The sequence below is a fragment of the Acinetobacter beijerinckii CIP 110307 genome (genome assembly GCF_000369005.1).
GTDB lineage: Bacteria > Pseudomonadota > Gammaproteobacteria > Pseudomonadales > Moraxellaceae > Acinetobacter > Acinetobacter beijerinckii.
Genome location: NZ_KB849764.1, coordinates 641,136 through 663,582 on the forward strand (window position 1 = coordinate 641,136; position 22,447 = coordinate 663,582).

Genomic DNA, 22,447 nt, shown 5'->3' on the forward strand with positions numbered 1-22,447 from the left:
TTAATTTAAACCTACTGATAAGCCATATAAAACACCTGCCAAAGCTAGGCTAATCAGTGTTAATTTCAGCATTGAATGTGCACAAAAGCTTAAAATGATAAATACCACATAAAATAAAATGGCGATAAAAGCTGCAAGATATATCGCTTCAGCTTTGTTAAATACATTCTTGAATAAAGAAGTGAGACTAATGCACAAATACATCGTGCAGATATAACCCAATACAAATGTCAGAACAAAGCGATAGAAAACACTGAATCTATAGACAAGTGTAGGAGAGGTAGATTTAGCCATAATGAATCTTGATTAGAGTGTGGTGAAATGGAAACAAGTCACAATTGGAAATGATTATTATTTATAATAAAGTTTAGTCCAAGTTCAATCAAACAATATCTCATCGTAAATCTAGATAATTTTTTAGTATAAAATAGAAAAAATAGATTAAAAGTGTATTCACCAATTGTGAACAAATTGCTTTTTTTAATATGATTCGATGTAAAATCATTTTGTTAGAATCATTTTAATATTTCAGTGGGGCATACGTCTTGTTTAAGCAAAAACTAAAAATAGGAATCGTAGTAGGGGAAGTTTCTGGAGATACTCTAGGAGTCAAGCTAATGCGTAGTTTTCGTGAACAAGGTATAGATGTTGAGTTTGAAGGAATTGGCGGTCCACAAATGATTGCGGAAGGTTTCCATAGTTATTATCCCATGGAAATTTTATCTGTTATGGGAATTGTAGAAGTTTTAAAAGATCTAAAAAAGCTCTTTGCTGTACGTGATGGCTTGGTCGAACGTTGGACAGAAAATCCAGTCGATATTTTCATTGGTATTGATGCACCTGATTTTAACTTACGATTATCTAAAACAATTAAAGAAAAGAATTTACCAATTAAAACAGTTCAATACGTCAGTCCATCGGTTTGGGCATGGCGTCAAGGACGTGTGCATGGAATTAAAAAAAGCATTGATTTAGTCTTGTGTTTATTTCCATTTGAAAAGACCTTTTATCAAAATTATGATGTGCCTGCTGCCTTTGTTGGTCATCCATTAGCTAAACAATTACCATTGAAAAATCCAGTCATGGATGCTAAACACCAATTGGGCTTACTCGCAAATAAAACCCATATCGCATTACTACCAGGAAGTCGTCGAGGGGAAATTGAACGATTATTGCCTTTATTGACTGGTACAGCTGAAATTTTGCACAGAAAATTTCCTGAAGTTGAGTTTTTAATCCCTGCTATTAATGATGCTCGTAAGCATCAAATTGAAGAAGGCATTAAAAACCTAGACGTAGATTTGAAAGCCAAGATTCATGTATTAGAAAATATTGACGATGAATCTAAAATTGGTCGAATGGTGATGAATGCCAGTGATATTGTGGCGCTTGCTTCTGGTACAGCAACACTTGAAGCCATGTTGTTACATCGTCCAATGGTGACATTTTATAAGTTGAATTGGCTGACTTATATTATTGCGAAATTCTTAGTTAAAATTCCATATTACTCTTTACCTAACATCATTGCAGGCAAAAAGGTGATAGAAGAATTAATTCAGGCTGATGCAACACCACAGCATTTAGCAACCGAAATAGAAAAACTAATGGATCATGAAACTGCGCACATCCAAATGTTGCAACATTTAAGTATGCATAAGCAGTTAATTTCAGGAAATACTGAAGATCCTGTACATGCAATTTTAAGTTGTTTGAAAACAGATGCGATATAAAAAAGGTGGCATAAATGCCACCTTTTTGTTTAAGTTCTCAATACCAATTCGTAACCTGTATATTTACGAATATTGATCACACCAATATCAAGTAATAGATACTGACCTTTGATACCGTGTAAAACCCCTCGAATCTTTGGTGTCTTATCTAAGTTTAGCGATTTAATCTTTTCAGGATATTGTTCAACTGGATATACAAATTCTTTTGGTAATTCATTTTCCAAGAATTCCAAATCCTCATTGAATTCCAAATTTTGATTAAACTCATCGCGTATGCTTTGAATCTTAGGTGAAAACTCTTCTAAAATCTGATCGCGTTGTTCAATTAAATTAAGTGGTTGTGCTTCACCTTTGAGTAACTTACGCCAATCTGTTTTATCTGCAATCTGAGTACCAATTAATGTTTCCAAATGCCCAGATAAGCGACGTGAACCAACTTTTAAAATCGGTAATGCTTGTGTTGCACCTTGATCTAGCCAACGTGTCGGCATATTTACAATACGGGTGATACCAATTTTTAGCGCACTAGAATTTGCTAAATAAACAATGTGCGGTTGAAAGCAAACTTTATGAGCAAAATCATCTTCACGACATGTACCGAGATGATAATGACAAGTTTCCGGTTTCATAATACATAAATCACACTCAGCTTTGGTCTTGAAACATTTAAAACAATGACCTTGGGAATAAGACTTAGGTGTTTTTGCGCCGCAAGAGGTGCAGAAAATATTTCCTGTCCATTCAATCTCTAACTCTTGCCCTAAAACAAAAGGTAGATCAGTTTCTGAACGATCTAATATAAATTTATATTCAACATTTGCCTTGCTTGTTGATTGATCAGTTACACTATGCGTTTTGAGCGCTGCATGCATTTTATGACAAATGCCTTGTAGTTCCATGAATAAACTCTCATCTTTCTCAATCAAGGGTTGCAGTTATGGCTGAACAAAATGTCATCGCTTCTATGCTAGACGATTTATCTCAAGAACAGTCCATTCATACTGCACTTTGTATAGGTCAACACATTGACCAAAATGCTTCGATTCAATGGCATTATTTTAACGTAACTGACTTTTTAAATCTGCCATTTACACAACGTTATGATTTAGGTTTTGTATTATTTGATACAGATGAAATGCAAAGTATCAGTGAAGTACAAAAATCGCAGTTATTGGTGAAATTACGTGACTTAATGGCAAAGCGTATTGTAGTCGTTAGTAAATTAAACGATGAAAAGCTATTACGCTCACTAGGCTTCACACAACTCATTGATAAAACAAAGCATGATAGCGATTTTGCATTGTGGCAATTCAATATTTTGACTTATAAGCATGTTCCAGATTGGTTTAATTCTAAGTTTTGGGCAAATCCAGAAAATTGGAATAAATTTCGTTGGTAAGCCATTGATATTTTCTGCACGTTTATTAGCCTCTTTGAATCGAAACGGTATAAAACTGATTGCATGTTCTTGCAAATTTTAACATTTTTACTTTGTTATCGATTGTGAAAGCAGCGTATGCTTTTTGAATAAATAATTCCAAAAGGAACGTGTAGCTCATGACGGATTTAACAAAGATTGTTGAAATTTTAGCGAAACAAGCTTTAGGCGGTCAGCAGCAATCAGGACAAAATAGTGGTTTAGGTGGAATCTTAGGTTCTGTATTAGGTCAACTTGGCGGCGGACAACAACAAAATAGTCCAAATCAACAACAAGGTGGCTTAGGTGGAATCCTTGGGTCTGTTTTAGATCAATTTGGTGCTGGAAATAATAATTCAACCCAAACCCAAAGTAATACAAGCGGTGCAGGTACTGCACAAACCTTATTGATTGCTGTATTACCTATTGTTCTTGCATGGATTCAAAAACAAGGCGGTTTGCAAAGTGCATTAGATAAACTGAAAAATGCGGGTTTGGCAAATCAAGTACAAAGTTGGGTCGATCCACAACAACCAAATGCTCAAGATGTTCCTACCCAAAATATTCAAAACTTATTTGATGACCAAGATGTCGAACAAGTTGCACAACAAACACAAGCACCAAAATCAGCAATTTACGGTGCTATAGCATCGGTCTTACCTCAAGTGATTGATTCGCTCACGCCACAAGGGAGCGGTACAAATCCACAAGAAGCGAATCAAGATATTCAACAAGTCTTGAATCTAGTCAGTGGCTTCTTAAAAAAATAAATTCAGTAAAAAATAAAAGGGCATATAGCCCTTTTATTTTTAGTATCAGTATTTTCTTCGTATTAGAAGTTGTATTCCATGCCTAAACCGATAGTTGTTTTCTTATCATCTTTTACTAACCAATCACGTTTTTGTTGACCAACTACGCCATAGAAACGTGCTTGTTTATTGATCTGATAGTCTGCACCAAGACCATATAAATCTTGTTTACGATCATCACGACCGTCAGATTCAGTAGTAGCAGAAATATACTCAGCTTTTAAGCGGATTGGTGTTGAAGGAATAGTATAAGCAGCCGTTACACCGTAAGCATCTTCTTTTAGACCTTTATATGATGTTACTTTAGTACCGTCAGTTGTTAGAACTGTATCATCAGTAGGTTGAGACGTTTGCCATAAAGCACCAAATACTAAACCATCAGCGCCAATCTTAGTTAAGTCCAAAGAACCTGCAACACGTACTGCATCGCTATAAATACCAGACAAACTATATGCTCCATATTTTGAAGCAATACTCGAGTTTGCAGCAACTGCAGCAGCTAAACCAAAGTCTTTATTTTCATAGGTAATTGACCCAGAAACACCATCACCAAAGCTGTCACGACTACCTTTATTACCAATTACAGAATTATCCTTCGTAGAAGATTCTTCACCTTGTTGGAACATGATGTTAAAAGCTAAACCACCTAATAATTTCTTGTCAGTTTCAAAGCCGATCACATTTTTTAAACGATCTTCACCTGCTAAAATAGCAGTCATATCAAGTTCATTGTGATCGTTAAAAATATCTTGGTTGTTACCAGCAGCTGTTTTAAAGTACGAGTCAAATTGACCAACTTTTAAAGTCGCTACACCATCAGATTTAATACCTACATAACGGTTACGGTTACTAAATACATCACCATCACCATCTGCACTAATTTGCCATTCGATTAAATAAACTGCTGATAATTTATCAGTTAATTTTTCTTCGCCTTTTACCCCAATACGAGAAGCATTTGAGTTTACTTTTGTCACGCTTTCGTCTTTAAAGCCATTCTTATCGATTTGATCTAGAGTTACGTTGAGCTTACCATACAATGTTGGTGCTGCTTGCGCTGCATTCATGGCTAAAGTTGCTACAGTAGCAGCAAGAAGCAATTTTTTCATTGAGATTTCTCCAAAACACTTTTTGTAAATGGCTGATGCCTTAGTTACTGTTATAAGATTGCTTATGTACAAAAAGTTACATAGCTCACTAACTTGTATGCAGTATCGGCAAACTTTGTGACAAAGAAGTGAAAGAAAAATGACAGTTTAATGACGATTCATATTTAGCAACATTTATGCTTATTATTGATTTTTATAAACTTATGATAATAAAAAACGGAGCATGGCTCCGTTTAATCAATAATATATTAATAAATCACAGTACAGCTTTAATTTTCTCAGCGAGCGATTTAATTTTTTCTTGGTCACCCATTTGCGCAGCGTGCCGTCCTAATTCATGAATAGAACTTGGGATCAAATGGAAATGCACGTGAGGAACAGTTTGTCCCGCCGCAGCACCAGAAAGTTGCATCAATACGATACCTTTGGCGTCTAACGCTGTTTCAATTGCTTTTGCAATCTTTTGGACGATTTGAATCGTGTATGCGGCTGCTTCAGGTGGTAAATCAATTAAGCTTACTGCTGGAACTTTAGGAATAACCAAAGCGTGGCCATCGGCTTGCGGCATAATATCCATGAATGCGAGTACATGATCATCTTCATATATTTTGATTGCTGGTAATTCACCACGAAGTATTCGAGCAAAAATATTTTGGTCATCGTATGCCATGAATAGTCCTTTATTTAAAAAACTTTTAAGAAGCTAAATGAAAATACGGAACTCAACTTGTTCCGCATCCTCTATATTATTTGCAATTCAACTCTTTTTGACGACTTTTAATTTCATCAAGACGTTGTTGTTCTTTATCAGAGAACTTTGGCTTTGTTGTATGGCAGTTTTCATTACCATATTTAGCTTTTGCATCAGCGTCTTTGAAACAGAAACCTTTAGAAGCGTAGATAAGATTGTAATCATCTTGCAGTTTTTTGCATTCTTGTTCTGGCGTTGCAGCTTGAACATTTACACCTACAAGGGTTATTAATCCAGCAAAAACCGCAGCCGTTAACTTATTCATGAGGTATTCCTCTAATCAAAAGGGTATAAACCAAAGTCGTTTGTAAAAGAATTTTACATGTCACATTTGGTTACTACGTAATAAACAATATACGGCTTATTGGTGAAATTTCAATGAAACAGTATTATGCGAGTGTAATTTTACTCCATAATTTATTCATTAAATAAATTATAACTATAATTATCAATGCTTTGATTAGGCATGCGCCATAATTAATAAATTCACTCAACTTGCAAATACCAGTTCGTTTTTTAATCAAAAAAATCACTTGGTAATTCAAGATGATTTAATTAAGACTATTTTTTAAACACAAGGCGGGATGTTTTTAATCATTTTTATTAGGGTGCAGAAGAAAACTATCTGTTGAAAAATCATGTAGGTGAATAATTTTTTTCTAATCTTAATTAATGACTATATTTGACTATTTGATAAACTATATGCTCTAAAAGAAGAGTCAATTTAATGAAATATATAATATTTGGAATCATTTCAGTTTTAATATCAATAAATACTTCTGCCAGAGAAACCAACTCTATACGTTCATCATATGAGCTCGTAGGTATTGGGGATAGTGAAAGTGATTTACTTAGAAAAATTGGAAAACCTTATCCGAGGTATTTTATTTATAAAGAGGGCCGGTACACCTGCGCCGCAACGGAATATATCTATGATATTGATATGCAGATTTACACTGTTTGGGTCTGTAATGGGAAAGTCTTCAAGATTGATGTAGCCAATAAATAATCCAAATGAAGCTCTTTAGAGAAGAGCTTCAATATCTAATTCTCTAAAAAATTCTTGAACTCGCTATATATTCTTTTGAGATCGAATTAAGGCTATCTAATATCTTTGCTGAATCACGAGTTAATAACGCTGTATTAAGATCACTCATGTAGTGAACCAATTGATCTTTAACTTTTTCAGCAAATTCCGAAGTTACAGCTTGATCTTCATAAAGAAGTACATAGTTTTTGGCAAAACCATAAATGAGAAGTAATGAGCTATATTCGAGTTGCTGATCAGAATTTTTAAGAGATTGTTCACATTGAACTTTTAATTGTTTATAAGCATCAGTTCCATTAGTAGAACTTTTAAAATTTTCAAAAATAGTTTGGAATTTCATTTTGATAACTCACTTAAAAAGAAATCCTACAGGTCTATTGAGTCAAAATCAAGCCTCAATTGTTTTAAAAAATTACGTGATAAATCTACTATTTTTGAAGCAGAAGATATTGTTTAAAAATTTACTAGAACTGCTCAAAATGAACAGTTCTAGTCTTTTGATCATATTGTTTTGAAATGACCTAAATAAAAGATAAATATTGCTTTTATAGAAGAATAGTTTAATCCAATGTAATTTTACTCCAAGATTCATACAACTTAACGGCAGAGGAAAAATCACTATTAGGCTCAGCCATTAAATTTGCAGCTTGAATCAGACTTTGGGTTAAAGACAAAATTGGGGCAGGGAGTTTAGCTTCATGTACTAAATCCAAAGCGATTCCAGTATCTTTTGCGAGTAAAGGCAAAGCAAAAGTTACAGGAAATTCACGACTGAGTACACGCTGAGGGAAAATGGTTTCTGTCACTAGGCTTTTACCACTGGAAGCATTGATACAATTCAAAGCAGCATCTAAATTCACCCCATGCGCTTTAAGCGTCGTAAAACCTTCAGCAACAGACCATAAATTTACAGCAAGCAGCATGTTATTAATCGCTTTTACCGCGAAGCCTGCACCAGAATCACCGACATGTTGAATGAGCTTGCCCAATGCAGTCATTGCAGAATAAGCGCGTTCAAAAGCTTCAGTGTTACCACCAACCATAAAGGTTAATGTTGCATTCTCAGCACCAATTGTTTGTCCACTCACTGGCGCATCAAGAAAATCGATATTTTTAAGCTTTAATGATTCAGCTAAACGACGACCTGCATCTGGAACACCACTGGTGCAATCAATCCAAATGGCGCCTGATTTAATTTCAACGCTTTCAATCAGCGTTTCAACATCCTGACTAGTAGGTAAGCAAGAAAAAATAATATCGGCTTGGACGGCTTGTGAGAGTGATACTGCTGTTGTTCCATATTCTGTTGCATGTTGCTCAGCTTTACTGAAATTTCGATTCCAAACTAAAACTTGATCGAAATTTTTTGGTAAATGTGCTGCCATGCGATATCCCATAGCACCTAAACCGATAAATGCAACAGATTGAATCATTGTCTACCTTCTTCTTGGTGTTGATCGTTCTGCTAACCAGTTTGTAAGTGTCGGCCAGAACTCAATTGAACTATTTTGACTAGACATTAAACCTAAATGCCCACCTGGTATCAAAGTAAACGTGACATCACGACTACTTGTCAACTGAGTCAGTGGAAAGGCTGCATCGGATGTAACCAATTGGTCGCCTTTACCAGCGCCTACTAAAAGTGAGCAATTAATATTTTTCAATTCAATTGTATTATTCTTTAATGTGATTGCGCCATTCTTTAAAGGATTCTGCATCCAGACATTAAACAGCATGTCTTGGTTAATACCGCCCGGATAATCAATCATGTTGTTTAAGAAATGGCTCAGTGTGGCATCTTCTTGCACAAGTTTAAGGTTATCCAAGTTTTTTAATAATTGGATATTTCCATCAATCCAACCTTTTGGATCAAGCAATTTAAAGCCTAGTGAATTTAAAAAACCTGGGGAATGAATCATTAATTTGGGTAAGCGATTATAGATATAGTCTTTGACTTTCTCATTACGCGTAGTGACATAAGCGAGAGTTTTGTACAGTTTGCCAATATAGCCTGAAGCATAACTATCAATTGGACTACCGAGAACCACAAGATTCTTAACCGCATTTGGTTGATGGCGTGCGGTATAAAGCGTGACAAAGATACCCGCCATACTCCAACCATGTAGTGAAATTTTTTCAGATTTAGAATGCTTTTGAATAGCTTCGATACAACGTGGAATAAATTTATCAATAAAGGATAAAAAGTTAATTTGATAGTTTTTATAAGTTAATTTGCCCCAATCAATCAAATACACATCGAAACCAGCATCTTGAAAGTGTTTAACCAATGAACGATATGGATAGAGATCATAAATATCCATATTGATCGCCAAAGGTGCTACAAATACCAGCGGTTCTTTATAAAGTTTATTTTCTGAGGCGTAAAAACGAACACAAGTTTGCTTAAATTGAGCAATGACTTGATAGGGTGTTGACTGGGACAGCACAAGTTTGTCAGATTCAAATACGCGCATAGCGAGATGTTTAAAATTTATTTTTTGCTGTTCCACAAGCGATTTCATCTATGAAAGTCTCATCATGAGTCAAGATTGCACGAAGTCTAAGCGATAATTTCATCTTATGCCTTGACCTTAAATACATTAGGCGATCAAAATATTGGCATATTTATACAGTATTTAATAAGCCTTTATAAAAGTTATTACTTTAAAGTAAAGGATTATTACAACCATTGATCATAAGGCATACAAAATCATGAATCCCAACGATGATTTAGAATATCAAATTGAAACACTCGCTATTCGTACAGGTCATGACCGTACGGCTGAAGGTGAACATAGTGAGCCAATTTTTTTAACCTCATCGTTTGTTTGCGAAAGCGCCGCTGATGCTGCTGCAAAATTCTCTGGGCAAATTGAAGGGAATACTTATTCACGTTATACCAACCCAACTGTACAAGCATTTGAAAAGCGTTTAGCTGTGTTAGATGGCGCAGAGCGTGCAGTTGCGACCAGTTCTGGTATGGCAGCAGTGCATGCAATTTGTATGGCTTATTTAAAAGCTGGTGATCATGTAATTTGTTCTCGTGCTGTATTTGGTTCAATCATTGCCTTATTTGAAAAATACGTTGTTAAATTTGCTGTTGAAGTAACCTTTGTTGATTTAGGTGATCTTGAAGGCTGGAAACAAGCAATACGTCCAAATACACGCCTGTTATTTATTGAAACACCTTCAAATCCTTTGGCTCAAGTGGGTGATATGCAAGCCATTGCAGATATTGCTCATGCTCATGGTGCTTTGTTTGCAGTAGATAATTGTTTCTGTACGCCTGTGTTACAGCAACCAATTAAGTTTGGTGCAGATTTAGTTCTATATTCAGCAACCAAATATATTGATGGTCAAGGGCGCGCTTTAGGTGGTGCTGTTGTGGGCAAGAATGATCTGATTGAAGAAATTAATGGGGTTGTTCGTACGCTTGGTAATTCAATGAGCCCATTTAATGCTTGGATTTTCTTAAAAGGTTTAGAAACTTTAAGTATCAGAATGAAGGCCCATTGTGAAAATGCTCAAAAACTTGCTGAATGGCTGCATCAACACGACAAAGTTGAAAAAGTTTATTATGCAGGTTTGCCTGATCATCCAGGGCATGAGCTTGCTAAGAAACAGCAAAAAGGTTTTGGTGGCGTTGTATCTTTTGTCGTAAGAGGCGAGCGTCAAGGGGCTTGGACAGTTATTGATAATACGAAGTTTTTATCTATAACTAGTAATTTAGGTGATGTGAAGTCAACAATCACACATCCAGCAACCACCTCACATGGTAGAATGTCTGCTGAAGCCAAACAAGCCGCAGGAATTGAAGAAGGGTTGATTCGAGTTTCTGTCGGTTTAGAAGATATTGATGATATTATTTGCGATATATCACGTGGTTTAGATTTAATTTAACGAGAGAGACTTATGAACATTAATATGCTCATGCAGCAAGCTCAACGCATGCAAAAAGACATGGAAGTAAATGTTAAAAAAGCCAAAGAAGAGCTTGCTCAGACAGAGGTTCATGCTGAAGCAGGTGGTGGCTTAGTTAAAGTAACCATGACTTGCCGTAACGTAGTAAAACGTATTGAGATTAGCCCAGAGCTATTACAAGACGAAGCAGATATGATCGAAGACTTAATCGCTGCTGCAATGAATGATGCAGCACGTCAAGTAGAAATTATCTCTGAAGAAAAACTTAAAGGTGCAAACTCTGGTATGGGCTTACCACCAGGCTTATCAGGTTTATTCTAATTTAATGCTCCCGAAAGTTGATATGAACTTAGGGAGCCTTTTCACAAGCGTTGTCGAGTTTATTTGTGTTTAGTGAAAGATTTGAACAGTTAGTTCATGCACTACGTATTTTACCCAGTGTTGGTCCAAAATCAGCACAGCGTATGGCATTACATTTATTGATGAAAAACCGTGAAGGTGCTTTCGCATTATCCTATGCTTTACATGAAGCATCGAGCCATATCCACGAATGCCGTATTTGCCACTCTTTAACAGAGCATGAGATCTGCGATATTTGCGCATCTGTTGAACGGGATGATCAGTTATTATGTGTGGTTGAATCACCTGCTGATGTTATGGCGATTGAACAGAGTGGCAGTTTCCGTGGTAAATATCATGTATTAGGAGGGCATTTATCTCCATTGGATGGTATTGGGCCAGAAGAAATTGGTATTCCTTACTTGATACAACGTTTAAGTGAAGGAAAAATTGAAGAAGTTATTTTAGCAACGAATGCAACGGTTGAAGGGCAAGCGACTGCTCATTATCTTGTTGAAGCAACGAAACATTTGCCTATACATATGACTCGGATTGCACAAGGTGTTCCACAAGGCGGTGAGTTAGAATATGTCGATAGCCACACTTTGAGCCAAGCTGTACATAATCGTATGCGTATGAAATAAAGAGATAATTAAGTATTTCTTTATATCCATTTTAAATTCATGCTGTTAATTTAAACAAATAATTAAATTTTACATTTTGTCTTACATTTAGATAGATATATTTTGTGCATTTTATGGCACTATTGGCGAGCGAAAAGGATTTTCGTTTTTTGATGAATATAAAGGGAGTTAACTTCATGTTTTGTGTATGGAATACTGATTAATTTTATTTTTTGCATTTGAGGTAGTTCAAGCAATATCTAATTCAAGATTAATTGCTGACTGTTCTTGTTATTTTTTTATTTGAGCAAATATGTTTCAGTTTATCCAACAGCAAAATGAACTCGCTGTTCTCCTTACCCAAATGGAACACTGTTCCACTTATGCACTTGACACAGAGTTTATTAAGGTTGATACCTTATATCCAAAGTTAGGTGTGTGTCAGATTAATTGTAATGGTCAAATTGCCTTATTAGATGATACATCGCTTAATTTAGAGCACTTTTGGCATAAGTTGTTTGCAGCGCAACAGAATATTTTTCACGCCTGTGGTGAAGATATTGATCTAATCTATCATTACGCAGATCAAAAGCCGCTAAAGAATGTATTTGATACCCAAGTTGCAATGTCTTTTCTGGGGCATGGCTTACAGGTCAGTTATCAAAATGCATTGAAATCTTGTTTAAATATCGATATTGAAAAAGATCAAACGCGTTCAAATTGGCTGGCAAGACCATTAAGCCAAGATCAATTAAGTTACGCAGCTAATGATGTGCTTTATTTAGTGAAGCTAGCAGATACTTTAAAAACTGATCTTAAAGCTAAAGGGCTTTATCAATATGTTTTAGAGGATTGTCAAAACCTAACGAAAGAAATTGCAATGGAAACGCCACTTGCAGAACTTTATGCAGACATTGGTAATTATCGTCATAATCGCCGTGAATTAATGCAATTACAGCAATTAAGTATTTGGCGTGAGCAAATCACCAAAGCTTTAAATCAACCTCGTAGTTTTATTCTTAAGAATTCAACCATGATTGATTTGGTTGAGAAGAATCCACGTAATAATTTCCAACTAGCTCAAATAAAGGACATGCGTCCGAATGTAGTTCGTGAGCATGGTAAAACCATATTAGATTTATTAAAGTTTTTGCCTCCTGAAGATGAGTGGCCACTGAGAATGGCGCGACCTGTGAAAAGCAATTCGAAAGAAGTAGCACCAAAAGTGGATGCTTTAATCGAAAACATCGTTATTCAGACAGGTATCCCAAAAGAAGTACTGTTACGTAAGAAATGGTTACATGCCATTTATGAGCATGTTGTATTTCATTTCGATGAGCAGGATTTACCAAACTATTTGCTTGGTTGGCGTTATGAGATTTTAACGAAGCCACTCATTGAACTTTTACGACAAGATATTGAATATTTAGCTACACAGATGAAAATTTCTAATTAAAAAGCTTCATTATGAAACACGACTGCTGCGTTAACATTCGTTAATGTACCTAAGTTTTTTTTCATGTATGCTGTTTGTGGTTTGTTGCGTTTAAAGACTGTCAACAGTCCCTAAAGATTGACAAGAGTTGTGAGTAAACATGCACTGCGATATTTATAGATCAAGCAAAAAAGACGAAATGTATATGTATATTGCTCGTCCAGACTATTCTGCTGATAAAGAACTAGACAATCCCTTTGAATCTGTTCCAGAAAATGTTTTACAAGCTTTCGGCAAAGCTACTTTTGTTATGCATTTAGAACTTCACCATGAGCGTAAACTTGCTCGTGCGAATGTTTTGCATGTTTTAGACTCATTACAAACCAAAGGTTTTTTCATCCAAATGCCGCCAGAAGGGCTCATTAATCCGAATGCGGTAGAACCTGAGGGCTTACGTGGTGCTTGAAACTTTAACAGCAATTTGGTCTCGCATTCTTTCAGTTCTGGATCAATTTCCTGAAGAGAATGTTGCGATTATTGTTTATGTTACAGGGACAATTATTGCATTGTGGTGTTGGTATCGCTTGATGTCTCGATTACCCAATCCAATCGGTGGAATTCTTTGGATTATTGTCTTTGCTATTTTAGTAACGCCAACAATTTCAGAAGGTCCCAACTCGGCATTAGCACCCGCGATTTTTGGTTTGATTTTTGGTGTATTGACTAAGGAATATGTTTTAGTCTGGTCTAATTTATCCTTGATCCTATTTGTTACTGGCATTGGCTTGTCTATAGGTTTTTGCTGGTCAAAATACACTGCAAATAAAATTGCGCACTCGGTTTAGATATTCACATAAAGTTAAAGATAGAAAAATAAGGTTCTAAAATGTCTGCTGATACACAACACTTTACTGGTACAGATCAATATATTGCAACTGACAGCCTAAAACTGGCAGTAAAAGCCGCACGCGCCTTACAAAAGCCATTATTGGTTAAAGGTGAGCCGGGTACGGGTAAAACTTTACTTGCCGAGCAAGTTGCAGAAAGTTTAGGACTAAAGCTGATTACTTGGCATATCAAATCAACAACCAAAGCGCAGCAAGGTTTGTATGAGTATGATGCAGTTTCACGCTTACGTGATAGCCAGCTAGGTGATGATCGTGTCTATGACATTAAAAATTATATTAAACCGGGTAAATTGTGGGAAGCATTTACCAATGAAGAACGTTGTGTATTGTTGATTGATGAAATCGACAAAGCAGATATTGAGTTTCCAAATGACTTATTACATGAGCTAGACAAAATGTCGTTCTATGTTTATGAGACAGGTGAGACCATTACCGCGACACAACGACCTATTGTAATCATCACTTCGAATAATGAGAAAGAACTACCAGATGCATTCTTGCGTCGTTGTTTTTTCCATTATATTGAATTCCCAGATGAAGCAACCATGCGTGAAATCATTGCTGTTCATTTTCCTAATATTTCAAATACATTGGTCAGTGAAGCATTACAAGTATTCTTTAAGTTACGTGAAGTGACAAATTTAAAGAAACCACCATCAACGTCAGAGTTAATTGACTGGTTAAGCTTACTCATGGCAGATGATATGCCTGAAGATGTATTACGCAATCACGATAAGTCTAAAGCAATCCCACCTTTGTATGGCGCGCTAATCAAAAATGAACAAGATGTACAATTACTTGAACGTTTAGCATTTATGTCACGCCGTTAAGAGTGTAAATACATGTTTGTGCGATTGTTTTACACCTTACGTAAATATGGTGTACCTGTTACAACACGTGAGTTGATTGATCTCAATCAAGCTGTTGCGTCAGGTCTTGTATTTGCAGATCAGGAAGAATTCTATCAGTTGGCTAAAACAATTTTAGTCAAAGATGAGCGTTTCTTTGACAAGTTCGATCGTGCCATGAAAGATTACTTTGATGGCATAGAAACTTTTGATTTAGATGAATTACTTAAACAAGTTCATAAGTTACCTAAAGAATGGTTTGACCTTGAATTGTTAGAAAAACATCTGACGGCAGAGCAACGCGCTGAGCTACAAAAAGCTGGTTCTTTGGAAGAACTGATGAAAATGTTGGAAGAACGGTTACGTGAACAACATAAAAAACATCAGGGTGGTAACCGAATGGTTGGTACAGGCGGAACTTCACCTTTTGGTGCTTTTGGTGATCATCCCGAAGGTGTTCGTATAGGTGGTCCGGGACGCAAACGTTCAGCTGTAAAAGTGTGGGAACAACGCAAATATCAAAATCTTGATGATGATCAAGTTTTGGGAACGCGTCAGATGCAAATCGCATTACGCCGTTTACGTAAGTTTGCGCGTCAAGGCGCGGCTGAAGAGCTTGATGTTGACGGTACTATTCGAGAAACAGCAAAGCAGGGTATTTTGGACGTGCAACTTGTCCCTGAGCGCCGTAACCGTATCAAAGTGTTAATGCTGTTTGATGTTGGCGGCTCCATGGATGCTTATATTGCTGAATGTGAGAAACTGTTTAGTGCCGCCAAGTCAGAATTTAAGACATTAGAGTATTTCTATTTCCATAACTGTTTGTATGACTATGTGTGGAAAGATAACCACCGTCGAAGTTCGACACGTATGAATACATGGGATTTATTGCATACCTATGGTCGTGACTATCGTGTCATCATTGTTGGTGATGCCAGTATGGCACCCTACGAACTCAAGTCAGCGGGCGGTTCCGTAGAATACATGAATGATGAAGCTGGAGAGGTGTGGTTAAGACGAATCCGTCAACATTTTGATAAAACGGCTTGGCTAAATCCTGAAACCGAAGGCTACTGGCATTACACACAGACAATTAACTGGATTAAAAATATTTTTGAAAATCACATGTATCCAATGACTTTGAAAGGTATTGAGGACATGACTCGCTATTTATCACGCTAACACTTAACTTAAAAGTGAATAAGAATAGGAATAATAATGGAACATCAAATAAATGGGATTGCTTTACCGAATGAAGCTGGTTTCTTTGGCGATTTTGGCGGGCAATTTATTCCCCCACATTTAAAAGAAGCAATGGATGAAATTAATCAGGCTTACGAAGAAATTCGTCATACACTTGAATTTCAAAATGAACTCAATGATCTTTTTAAGCATTATGTAGGGCGTCCAAGCCCTTTATTTCATGCGAGACGTTTATCAGATCAGTTAGGTGGTGCGCAGATTTATTTGAAACGTGAAGATTTAAATCATACAGGCGCACATAAAATCAATCACTGTTTGGGTGAGGCTTTGCTAGCTAAGTATATGGGCAAGAGCAAAGTGATTGCTGAAACAGGTGCGGGGCAGCACGGCGTGGCTTTGGCAACGGCTTGTGCATTGGTCGGTATCCCATGTGAAATCCATATGGGGCAAGTAGATATTGAAAAAGAACATCCAAATGTGGTCAAGATGAAAATTTTGGGTGCAAAATTGGTTTCTGTTACTCAGGGGACAGCAACTTTAAAAGATGCAGTCGATAGCGCTTTTGAAGAGTATTTAAAAGATCCTAAAAATTATATTTACGCGATTGGCTCTGTGGTTGGTCCTCATCCATTTCCTAAAATGGTACGTGACTTCCAGTCAATTATTGGTAATGAAATTAAAGTTCAAACTAATGAACGCTTCGGAAAAAATCCTGACTATGTTGTGGCTTGTGTTGGTGGTGGATCAAATGCAATTGGTGCTTTTACCGCATTTTTAAATACACCAGAAGTTAAATTAGTGGGTATTGAACCCGCAGGTCATGGTTTAGATACAGATAAGCATTCAGCAACGCTAACTTTAGGAAAACCTGGTCAAATTCATGGGATGGCGTGTTACGTACTTGAGGATGAAAAGGGTGAGCCACTTCCTGTACATTCGATTGCTTCTGGGTTGGATTATCCTGGTGTAGGACCTCAACATAGTTATCTGAAAGAACTTGGTCGTGTTCAGTATGAAACTGCTACTGACCAAGAATGTCTAGATGCATTTATGACACTTTCACGTGTAGAGGGAATTGTACCTGCTTTAGAAAGTTCGCATGCAGTTTCTTGGGCATTACGCGAAGCGCCTAGAATGGATAAAAATATCAAGATTGTTGTAAATTTATCTGGTCGTGGTGATAAAGATGCTGATTATGTAGCTGAGAAATTAGGGCTTTAATTTGTAATTATTGAATTACTAAAATAATGGCCGCTTCTGTATAGAGGCGGTTTTTTTTCTGTTAAATAGATGCTAATCCCGTTAGAATAAAGCGTTTTTGCAATTAGCACTTTTGGAGACGCCTAAGTGGAGCGACCTACAATCAGCCCTGAACATTTACAAGAAGCGGCTGAAAACTTAGTAACCATTCGAGATTTTATTCGTTTTGGTGTAACCGCACTTCGTCAATATGACGCACACTTAGGTCAAGGTACTGAAGATTATTTTGCTGAAAGCTCAGCACTGGTTTTGCAAACACTTTCTCTAGAATGGAAAGCTGATGCAGAAATCTTAGATGCGAAACTATTGCCAACTGAAAAAGCAGAATTTTTAAGTTTATTAGAACGCCGTATTAACGATCGTATTCCGACCTCGTATTTATTGAATTTGGCTTATTTCTGTAATAAACCTTACTATGTAGATGAGCGCGTACTTATTCCACGTTCACCGATCGCTGAATTGATTGAACAACGATTTGCACCATATTGCTTGAATGAAAATGGTCAAATGTTAGAAGCATTTAATAACTTACCTGAAAACACTAACCCTAAAACGCCACAGCGTATTTTAGATATGTGCACAGGTTCTGGATGTATTGCAATCGCTTTAGCATATGCATTCCCAGATTCTGAAGTAGATGCAACGGATATTTCAAAGGAAGCTTTGGAAGTTGCGTCAATTAATGCCGAACATCACGATAAGCAATATCAAGTTGCATTACTTGAATCTGATTTGTTTGCAAAAATTCCTGCTGAAAATCAGTATGATTTGATCGTAAGTAATCCTCCATATGTAGACGCAGAGGATATGGCTGACTTACCAGAAGAATTCTTACATGAGCCTGAACTTGCACTTGCAGCGGGTCAAGATGGTTTAGATTTGGTTCGTAAAATGTTAGCGCAAGCTGCTGATTACTTAACAGAGGATGGTTTAATCGTCATCGAAGTCGGTAATTCAGAATGGGCAATGCGCCAAAACTTCAACACCGTTGATTTCCATTGGCTTACTTTCCAAAAAGGCGGTTCTGGTATTTTTGCTTTAACTGCTGAACAATGCCGCCGCTATAAAGAACTGTTTCAGCAGTCTATCGCACTGAACTAGAGAGATATGCCATGTCGATTGCAGAAATTCTATTAGCGGATAACCCTGACTTAGATCAAACTAAAATTCAGCAGTTTAAAGATGGTTTCATTCAGTTAAAAAACAAATGGAATCAGAGTGGAATTGATGCAATTAATTCGGAAGTTTTTAAGCAAGAAATTTGTCAGCAATTTGATCAACTCCTTGTAAATCTAGGCTATGGTGAGTTTGATCCTGATGACGCGCAATCATTGATTCATAGTCTTTATTTAGTCTCAGATCATAAGAATCTGATTGAATATATTGTCCTGAGTTATCGTCAGCAATGTGGTGATGATGTTTTAGGAAATATCTATGAATCAATGCTTGAAGAGATGCACCACAGTTTCGATGAATAAAAGATAGGATAGAAAATGGCAGGAAATAGTATTGGTCAGTTATTCCGTGTGACGACGTGTGGTGAATCACATGGTGCTGGTTTGATGGCAATTGTAGATGGTGTGCCACCGGGACTTGAACTTTGCGAAGCAGATTTACAAAAAGATTTGGATCGCCGTAAACCTGGAACCTCTAAGTTTGCAACCCAACGTAAAGAGCCGGATCAAGTTGAAATTATTTCTGGGGTTTTTGAAGGCAAAACTACGGGTACATCAATTGGATTATTGATTCGCAATACAGATCAAAAATCAAAGGATTACGGTAATATTGCTCAAACATTCCGTCCTGGTCATGCTGATTATACTTATACTCAAAAATATGGTTTCCGCGATTATCGTGGAGGCGGTCGTTCAAGCGCACGTGAAACAGCAATGCGTGTCGCTGCAGGTGCAATTGCTAAAAAGTATCTTGCTGAAAAATTTGGTATTGATATTCGCGGGCACGTTACACAAATTGGTAATGAGGTTGCAGAAAAATTAGATTGGGCAGAAGTACCAAATAATCCTTTTTTCTGTGGTGATGTAGATGCAGTTCCTCGTTTTGAGCAATTGGTCACAGCATTACGTGAGCAAGGGACAAGTTGCGGTGCAAAACTTGAAATCGTTGCTGAAAAAGTACCAGTAGGATGGGGTGAACCTGTATTTGATCGCTTAGATGCAGATATTGCTCATGCCATGATGAGTATCAATGCAGTTAAAGGTGTTGAAATCGGAGATGGTTTTGCTGTAGCTGGACAGTTTGGTCATGAAACTCGTGATGAACTTACGACAGATGGTTTCCTTGCGAATCACGCTGGTGGCATCCTTGGTGGTATTTCAAGTGGTCAAACCATCCGTGTAGCGATTGCGCTAAAACCAACAGCTAGTATTACCACACCAGGTAAAACCATCACCATTGATCGCGAAAATACAGATGTATTAACCAAAGGTCGTCATGATCCTTGTGTTGGTGTGCGTGCTACACCGATTGCTGAAGCAATGCTAGCTATTGTTTTAATGGATCACTTTTTAAGAAATCGTGCACAGAATGCAGATGTAATTTCTCCGTTCCTACCGATTGAATAATTCTAATCTAAACTATTAGCCACATTTATAACGTTTGATAAATGTGGCTAAATTATTTTTTACTTTAAATTAAACTATATTTTAATTTTAGTTAAATAATAATATAAAATCTAAAGTGCTTCAGAAATAATATTATTTGTTGATGCTAAGTGATATTGATTCCTACCATTACTTTTCGCTACATATAGTGCATGATCAGCTTGAGAAATAAACTCAGAAAGACTGTCATTTAAATGAGGTACAGTAGTAGCAACACCAACGCTAATAGTAACGTGCTTTGAAACATTACTTTTAGGATGAATTATTCCTATATTTCTCACTAGCTCCATTAGGCGTTGCACTTGAATAAGCGCTTGATCTTTATCAGTCATCGAAAATAATAGTAAAAACTCTTCACCACCATAACGCGCTGCTAAATCACCACTACGAGATGAAATAGAACCCAAAAGAATCGCAATTCTCCTTAAACACTGGTCACCTTGTATATGTCCTAAAGTATCGTTATAGGATTTAAAGAAATCAATATCAATCATCATAATCGTAATAGGTACTTCATGGCGAATTGCTCTTTTCCATTCATTTTCAAGAACTTCATCAAGATATCTTCGATTAGCTAAACCAGTCAAAGCATCTTGTTGAGAAAGAATAGAAAGTTGCTGTGCCTGACGCATCAGCTCTAATCGATTAAGCTCAATCATACAGTTTTGTAAGTAGTTTTCACGATGTTGACGATCCGTAGCGTAGGCTAGTGCCATCCCTAAAAAACTACTAAATGTGTATGTTCTATTTAAAAAAGTCCAGTCAATAGAACCATTTAACCATGTGCTCGCAGCAACACCAATCACGCCACCACACCATCCTGCAAGAATTGCAGTATAAAACCTCATACCGACAAATCCATAGATAATAATGACCGCATACATCATTGCTGCATGAAATAGCACATTACTTTGACCTTGTTCTAAGACGTTAATCAAGGTAAAAGTGAGTGCTACAGCTCCCGTTGATCCGAAACAAACATAATGATCAAACCATTTATTCATAAATGGTACGAATGCTAGCAACCAAGCAAAAACAATAATAATTCCAACCCAACCATAATACGTAATCCATTCAAGGCGCATTTCTGTTGGCAAAGCCTGATATGTACCAAAACTTAAGTATAAATATAATGCTAAAATGATAGGGGCACGATAACGAAACTCATATGCAGCTTCATTTCTGTATTGATCTCGATAAATCGCTTCTAATTCTTTAGGAAACCAAACTAAATTTAGTCCGCGAGAAATTAGCAAGTCGATTTGTTCTTGTCCCAAAATATTGGAAGCTTTCAACTTCATCTTATCTCTCACCACTCCCAATGTTTTTATAAATGTAAAAAAGGGATTATTTTTTAACTACGTTACACTGATTTAAATAAAATGTGTATTGGATAATAAAAAATTATTAATTTTTTTATCTTAGTCACTATGTGTTATTAATAATCTATCATATTCTTAGGTCCTTAAAGAAGCAGTTTATTAAATAAATTATTGATTAATCATACTAAAATCACGCCAATACAAAAACTGTTACAATTTAAACAACAACGATTGTATATCTGCTATATTAAGATACAATTAATAAAAAAGCAGCAATCACGGATTGTGATTGGACTAAGTCATACGAAATAGGAAGCATCGCAATGACTGCTATGAATCAATATGGAACAAAACTAGAAATTACACATCATTCAGAATGGTCACAAAGGTTCTGGGATGAACTGTTACCAGCAAAAGAACGTGTGAGTCAACATCCCTTATTTGTAGATATGGCGAATGGAAGTTTAAGCCTTGAATGTTTTCGATCAGCACTCTTAAACTTCTATCCTTTAGTTGCTCATTTTCCGTCATATATGGCTGGAGCTTTAGCAAAGGCAACCAATTTTTCGCTTGATGGGGTAACAGAGACGAGAGATTGGTTAATTCAAAATATTAAAGTTGAGGAAAGACATTTAAATTGGTATCAGGATTGGGCAGGAGGGTTTGGTTTAACAATTGAGATGTTAAATAATGTACGCCCACCAGCAGCCATGAATGCGGTTAATCATTTTTTATGGGACGTTAATTTTAGAGGTGGGCTGGCTGAAAGTATCGCAGCTACCAATCTAGCTATAGAATGGGCAACAGGTGATTGGACAATACAAGTTTACAAAGGTATTCAAACTTATACTCAACACCCAGATGTAAATATCAATAAAAGATCTCTCGCATGGTTAAGAGCACACGCACATTACGATGATTTACATCCATATGAGGCGATGGAATTAATCAAAAGATTATGCGATAAAGATCCAATTTTACAAAGAAAAGCTTTCTTGGCTGCGCAAGATGGTTTAGCTTATTATGAACTTGCACTTGATGAGTGTTATAGATTGCAACATAAAAATTAAAAAGCATCAGATAAAACTGCTATTTAGTGTGGG

26 protein-coding genes are annotated in these 22,447 nt (G+C 36.5%); 17 read left to right on the plus strand and 9 right to left on the minus strand.

What is annotated here, in order from left to right; translation table 11 throughout:
- Positions 1-294, minus strand: a complete 294-nt coding sequence (locus F933_RS04630; RefSeq protein WP_005058924.1) for a hypothetical protein — start codon at positions 292-294, stop codon at positions 1-3.
- Between the two features lie 251 nt (positions 295-545).
- Between F933_RS04630 and lpxB the strand changes: the two genes are divergently transcribed.
- A complete protein-coding gene (lpxB, locus tag F933_RS04635) occupies positions 546-1,730 on the plus strand; it encodes a lipid-A-disaccharide synthase (protein ID WP_034710402.1) in 1,185 nt (394 codons plus the stop codon).
- Positions 1,731-1,759: 29 nt separating this feature from the next.
- Here lpxB and F933_RS04640 read toward each other — a convergent pair whose 3' ends face one another.
- Complete coding sequence (locus F933_RS04640) at positions 1,760-2,629, minus strand: DUF2797 domain-containing protein (RefSeq protein WP_005058927.1); 870 nt, start codon at positions 2,627-2,629, stop codon at positions 1,760-1,762.
- Between the two features lie 38 nt (positions 2,630-2,667).
- On the opposite strand from F933_RS04640, the gene F933_RS04645 reads away from it, so the two are divergent.
- Both F933_RS04645 and F933_RS04650 read left to right on the plus strand, forming a co-directional pair.
- Positions 2,668-3,129: a DUF6231 family protein gene (locus F933_RS04645; RefSeq protein WP_005058929.1), complete on the plus strand. Its 462-nt coding sequence runs from the start codon at positions 2,668-2,670 to the stop codon at positions 3,127-3,129.
- Between the two features lie 158 nt (positions 3,130-3,287).
- On the plus strand, positions 3,288-3,917 hold the full coding sequence (locus tag F933_RS04650) for a YidB family protein (RefSeq protein WP_005058930.1): 630 nt from the start codon (positions 3,288-3,290) through the stop codon (positions 3,915-3,917).
- Between the two features lie 62 nt (positions 3,918-3,979).
- Here F933_RS04650 and F933_RS04655 read toward each other — a convergent pair whose 3' ends face one another.
- From F933_RS04655 to F933_RS04665, 3 genes are all read right to left on the minus strand, one after another.
- Positions 3,980-5,065, minus strand: coding sequence for a porin (locus tag F933_RS04655; protein WP_005053967.1), 1,086 nt, complete (start codon positions 5,063-5,065; stop codon positions 3,980-3,982).
- Between the two features lie 256 nt (positions 5,066-5,321).
- Entirely contained in the window at positions 5,322-5,735 is a 414-nt protein-coding gene (locus F933_RS04660; protein ID WP_005058932.1) for an HIT family protein, read from the minus strand.
- Between the two features lie 76 nt (positions 5,736-5,811).
- Complete coding sequence (locus F933_RS04665) at positions 5,812-6,081, minus strand: YARHG domain-containing protein (protein ID WP_005053971.1); 270 nt, start codon at positions 6,079-6,081, stop codon at positions 5,812-5,814.
- 462 nt (positions 6,082-6,543) lie between these two features.
- Between F933_RS04665 and F933_RS17365 the strand changes: the two genes are divergently transcribed.
- A complete protein-coding gene (locus F933_RS17365; protein ID WP_005058933.1) occupies positions 6,544-6,825 on the plus strand; it encodes a hypothetical protein in 282 nt (93 codons plus the stop codon).
- Positions 6,826-6,868: 43 nt separating this feature from the next.
- Here the strand turns inward: F933_RS17365 and F933_RS04675 are convergent, their stop codons facing one another.
- The 3 genes from F933_RS04675 to F933_RS04685 form a co-directional block, all read right to left on the minus strand.
- Positions 6,869-7,204 carry a hypothetical protein gene (locus F933_RS04675; protein ID WP_005053975.1) on the minus strand — a complete coding sequence of 112 codons (336 nt, stop codon included), beginning with the start codon at positions 7,202-7,204 and terminating at the stop codon, positions 6,869-6,871.
- Positions 7,205-7,424: 220 nt separating this feature from the next.
- Positions 7,425-8,297 (minus strand): NAD(P)-dependent oxidoreductase, encoded by an 873-nt coding sequence (locus tag F933_RS04680; protein WP_005058935.1) that lies wholly within the window; start codon positions 8,295-8,297, stop codon positions 7,425-7,427.
- A gap of 3 nt (positions 8,298-8,300) precedes the next feature.
- The gene (locus F933_RS04685) at positions 8,301-9,386 is read right to left on the minus strand and encodes an alpha/beta fold hydrolase (protein ID WP_005058936.1); all 1,086 of its coding nucleotides are present in this window, start codon (positions 9,384-9,386) and stop codon (positions 8,301-8,303) included.
- Between the two features lie 190 nt (positions 9,387-9,576).
- On the opposite strand from F933_RS04685, the gene F933_RS04690 reads away from it, so the two are divergent.
- From F933_RS04690 to aroC, 12 genes are all read left to right on the plus strand, one after another.
- On the plus strand, positions 9,577-10,764 hold the full coding sequence (locus F933_RS04690; protein WP_005058938.1) for an O-succinylhomoserine sulfhydrylase: 1,188 nt from the start codon (positions 9,577-9,579) through the stop codon (positions 10,762-10,764).
- Positions 10,765-10,776: 12 nt separating this feature from the next.
- Positions 10,777-11,106, plus strand: coding sequence for a YbaB/EbfC family nucleoid-associated protein (locus F933_RS04695; RefSeq protein ID WP_005053983.1), 330 nt, complete (start codon positions 10,777-10,779; stop codon positions 11,104-11,106).
- A gap of 65 nt (positions 11,107-11,171) precedes the next feature.
- Complete coding sequence (recR, locus tag F933_RS04700; protein ID WP_005053986.1) at positions 11,172-11,768, plus strand: recombination mediator RecR; 597 nt, start codon at positions 11,172-11,174, stop codon at positions 11,766-11,768.
- A gap of 292 nt (positions 11,769-12,060) precedes the next feature.
- Positions 12,061-13,203 carry a ribonuclease D gene (locus tag F933_RS04705; RefSeq protein ID WP_005058939.1) on the plus strand — a complete coding sequence of 381 codons (1,143 nt, stop codon included), beginning with the start codon at positions 12,061-12,063 and terminating at the stop codon, positions 13,201-13,203.
- 139 nt (positions 13,204-13,342) lie between these two features.
- Positions 13,343-13,648, plus strand: coding sequence for a YcgL domain-containing protein (locus tag F933_RS04710; RefSeq protein WP_005053989.1), 306 nt, complete (start codon positions 13,343-13,345; stop codon positions 13,646-13,648).
- Positions 13,641-14,027 carry a hypothetical protein gene (locus F933_RS04715; RefSeq protein ID WP_034710405.1) on the plus strand — a complete coding sequence of 129 codons (387 nt, stop codon included), beginning with the start codon at positions 13,641-13,643 and terminating at the stop codon, positions 14,025-14,027. The genes F933_RS04710 and F933_RS04715 overlap by 8 nt, the downstream gene beginning before the upstream one ends.
- A gap of 41 nt (positions 14,028-14,068) precedes the next feature.
- Positions 14,069-14,920 carry an AAA family ATPase gene (locus F933_RS04720; RefSeq protein WP_005058943.1) on the plus strand — a complete coding sequence of 284 codons (852 nt, stop codon included), beginning with the start codon at positions 14,069-14,071 and terminating at the stop codon, positions 14,918-14,920.
- A gap of 12 nt (positions 14,921-14,932) precedes the next feature.
- Complete coding sequence (locus F933_RS04725) at positions 14,933-16,120, plus strand: vWA domain-containing protein (protein WP_005058944.1); 1,188 nt, start codon at positions 14,933-14,935, stop codon at positions 16,118-16,120.
- A 36-nt stretch (positions 16,121-16,156) separates the two neighbouring features.
- The gene (gene trpB / locus F933_RS04730) at positions 16,157-17,362 is read left to right on the plus strand and encodes a tryptophan synthase subunit beta (RefSeq protein ID WP_005058945.1); all 1,206 of its coding nucleotides are present in this window, start codon (positions 16,157-16,159) and stop codon (positions 17,360-17,362) included.
- Positions 17,363-17,488: 126 nt separating this feature from the next.
- On the plus strand, positions 17,489-18,502 hold the full coding sequence (gene prmB / locus F933_RS04735; protein ID WP_005058946.1) for a 50S ribosomal protein L3 N(5)-glutamine methyltransferase: 1,014 nt from the start codon (positions 17,489-17,491) through the stop codon (positions 18,500-18,502).
- An 11-nt stretch (positions 18,503-18,513) separates the two neighbouring features.
- Positions 18,514-18,879, plus strand: a complete 366-nt coding sequence (locus F933_RS04740; RefSeq protein WP_005058947.1) for a hypothetical protein — start codon at positions 18,514-18,516, stop codon at positions 18,877-18,879.
- 15 nt (positions 18,880-18,894) lie between these two features.
- A complete protein-coding gene (gene aroC, locus F933_RS04745) occupies positions 18,895-19,983 on the plus strand; it encodes a chorismate synthase (protein WP_005058948.1) in 1,089 nt (362 codons plus the stop codon).
- A gap of 110 nt (positions 19,984-20,093) precedes the next feature.
- Here the strand turns inward: aroC and F933_RS04750 are convergent, their stop codons facing one another.
- Positions 20,094-21,323: a GGDEF domain-containing protein gene (locus tag F933_RS04750; protein WP_005058949.1), complete on the minus strand. Its 1,230-nt coding sequence runs from the start codon at positions 21,321-21,323 to the stop codon at positions 20,094-20,096.
- A gap of 344 nt (positions 21,324-21,667) precedes the next feature.
- Here F933_RS04750 and F933_RS04755 point away from each other — a divergent pair, with 344 nt between their 5' ends.
- On the plus strand, positions 21,668-22,414 hold the full coding sequence (locus F933_RS04755) for an iron-containing redox enzyme family protein (RefSeq protein ID WP_005058950.1): 747 nt from the start codon (positions 21,668-21,670) through the stop codon (positions 22,412-22,414).
- Positions 22,415-22,447: the final 33 nt, after the last annotated feature.

What these genes read in the sequence shown, in the direction of transcription:
- F933_RS04630 (WP_005058924.1), bottom strand. Translation starts at nt 294, where the DNA reads ATGGCTAAATCTACCTCTCCTACACTTGTCTATAGATTCAGTGTTTTC.
- F933_RS04640 (WP_005058927.1), bottom strand. Translation starts at nt 2,629, where the DNA reads ATGGAACTACAAGGCATTTGTCATAAAATGCATGCAGCGCTCAAAACG.
- F933_RS04645 (WP_005058929.1), top strand. Translation starts at nt 2,668, where the DNA reads ATGGCTGAACAAAATGTCATCGCTTCTATGCTAGACGATTTATCTCAA.
- F933_RS04650 (WP_005058930.1), top strand. Translation starts at nt 3,288, where the DNA reads ATGACGGATTTAACAAAGATTGTTGAAATTTTAGCGAAACAAGCTTTA.
- F933_RS04655 (WP_005053967.1), bottom strand. Translation starts at nt 5,065, where the DNA reads ATGAAAAAATTGCTTCTTGCTGCTACTGTAGCAACTTTAGCCATGAAT.
- F933_RS04660 (WP_005058932.1), bottom strand. Translation starts at nt 5,735, where the DNA reads ATGGCATACGATGACCAAAATATTTTTGCTCGAATACTTCGTGGTGAA.
- F933_RS04665 (WP_005053971.1), bottom strand. Translation starts at nt 6,081, where the DNA reads ATGAATAAGTTAACGGCTGCGGTTTTTGCTGGATTAATAACCCTTGTA.
- F933_RS17365 (WP_005058933.1), top strand. Translation starts at nt 6,544, where the DNA reads ATGAAATATATAATATTTGGAATCATTTCAGTTTTAATATCAATAAAT.
- F933_RS04675 (WP_005053975.1), bottom strand. Translation starts at nt 7,204, where the DNA reads ATGAAATTCCAAACTATTTTTGAAAATTTTAAAAGTTCTACTAATGGA.
- F933_RS04680 (WP_005058935.1), bottom strand. Translation starts at nt 8,297, where the DNA reads ATGATTCAATCTGTTGCATTTATCGGTTTAGGTGCTATGGGATATCGC.
- F933_RS04685 (WP_005058936.1), bottom strand. Translation starts at nt 9,386, where the DNA reads ATGAAATCGCTTGTGGAACAGCAAAAAATAAATTTTAAACATCTCGCT.
- F933_RS04690 (WP_005058938.1), top strand. Translation starts at nt 9,577, where the DNA reads ATGAATCCCAACGATGATTTAGAATATCAAATTGAAACACTCGCTATT.
- F933_RS04695 (WP_005053983.1), top strand. Translation starts at nt 10,777, where the DNA reads ATGAACATTAATATGCTCATGCAGCAAGCTCAACGCATGCAAAAAGAC.
- F933_RS04705 (WP_005058939.1), top strand. Translation starts at nt 12,061, where the DNA reads ATGTTTCAGTTTATCCAACAGCAAAATGAACTCGCTGTTCTCCTTACC.
- F933_RS04710 (WP_005053989.1), top strand. Translation starts at nt 13,343, where the DNA reads ATGCACTGCGATATTTATAGATCAAGCAAAAAAGACGAAATGTATATG.
- F933_RS04720 (WP_005058943.1), top strand. Translation starts at nt 14,069, where the DNA reads ATGTCTGCTGATACACAACACTTTACTGGTACAGATCAATATATTGCA.
- F933_RS04725 (WP_005058944.1), top strand. Translation starts at nt 14,933, where the DNA reads ATGTTTGTGCGATTGTTTTACACCTTACGTAAATATGGTGTACCTGTT.
- trpB (WP_005058945.1), top strand. Translation starts at nt 16,157, where the DNA reads ATGGAACATCAAATAAATGGGATTGCTTTACCGAATGAAGCTGGTTTC.
- F933_RS04740 (WP_005058947.1), top strand. Translation starts at nt 18,514, where the DNA reads ATGTCGATTGCAGAAATTCTATTAGCGGATAACCCTGACTTAGATCAA.
- aroC (WP_005058948.1), top strand. Translation starts at nt 18,895, where the DNA reads ATGGCAGGAAATAGTATTGGTCAGTTATTCCGTGTGACGACGTGTGGT.
- F933_RS04750 (WP_005058949.1), bottom strand. Translation starts at nt 21,323, where the DNA reads ATGAAGTTGAAAGCTTCCAATATTTTGGGACAAGAACAAATCGACTTG.
- F933_RS04755 (WP_005058950.1), top strand. Translation starts at nt 21,668, where the DNA reads ATGACTGCTATGAATCAATATGGAACAAAACTAGAAATTACACATCAT.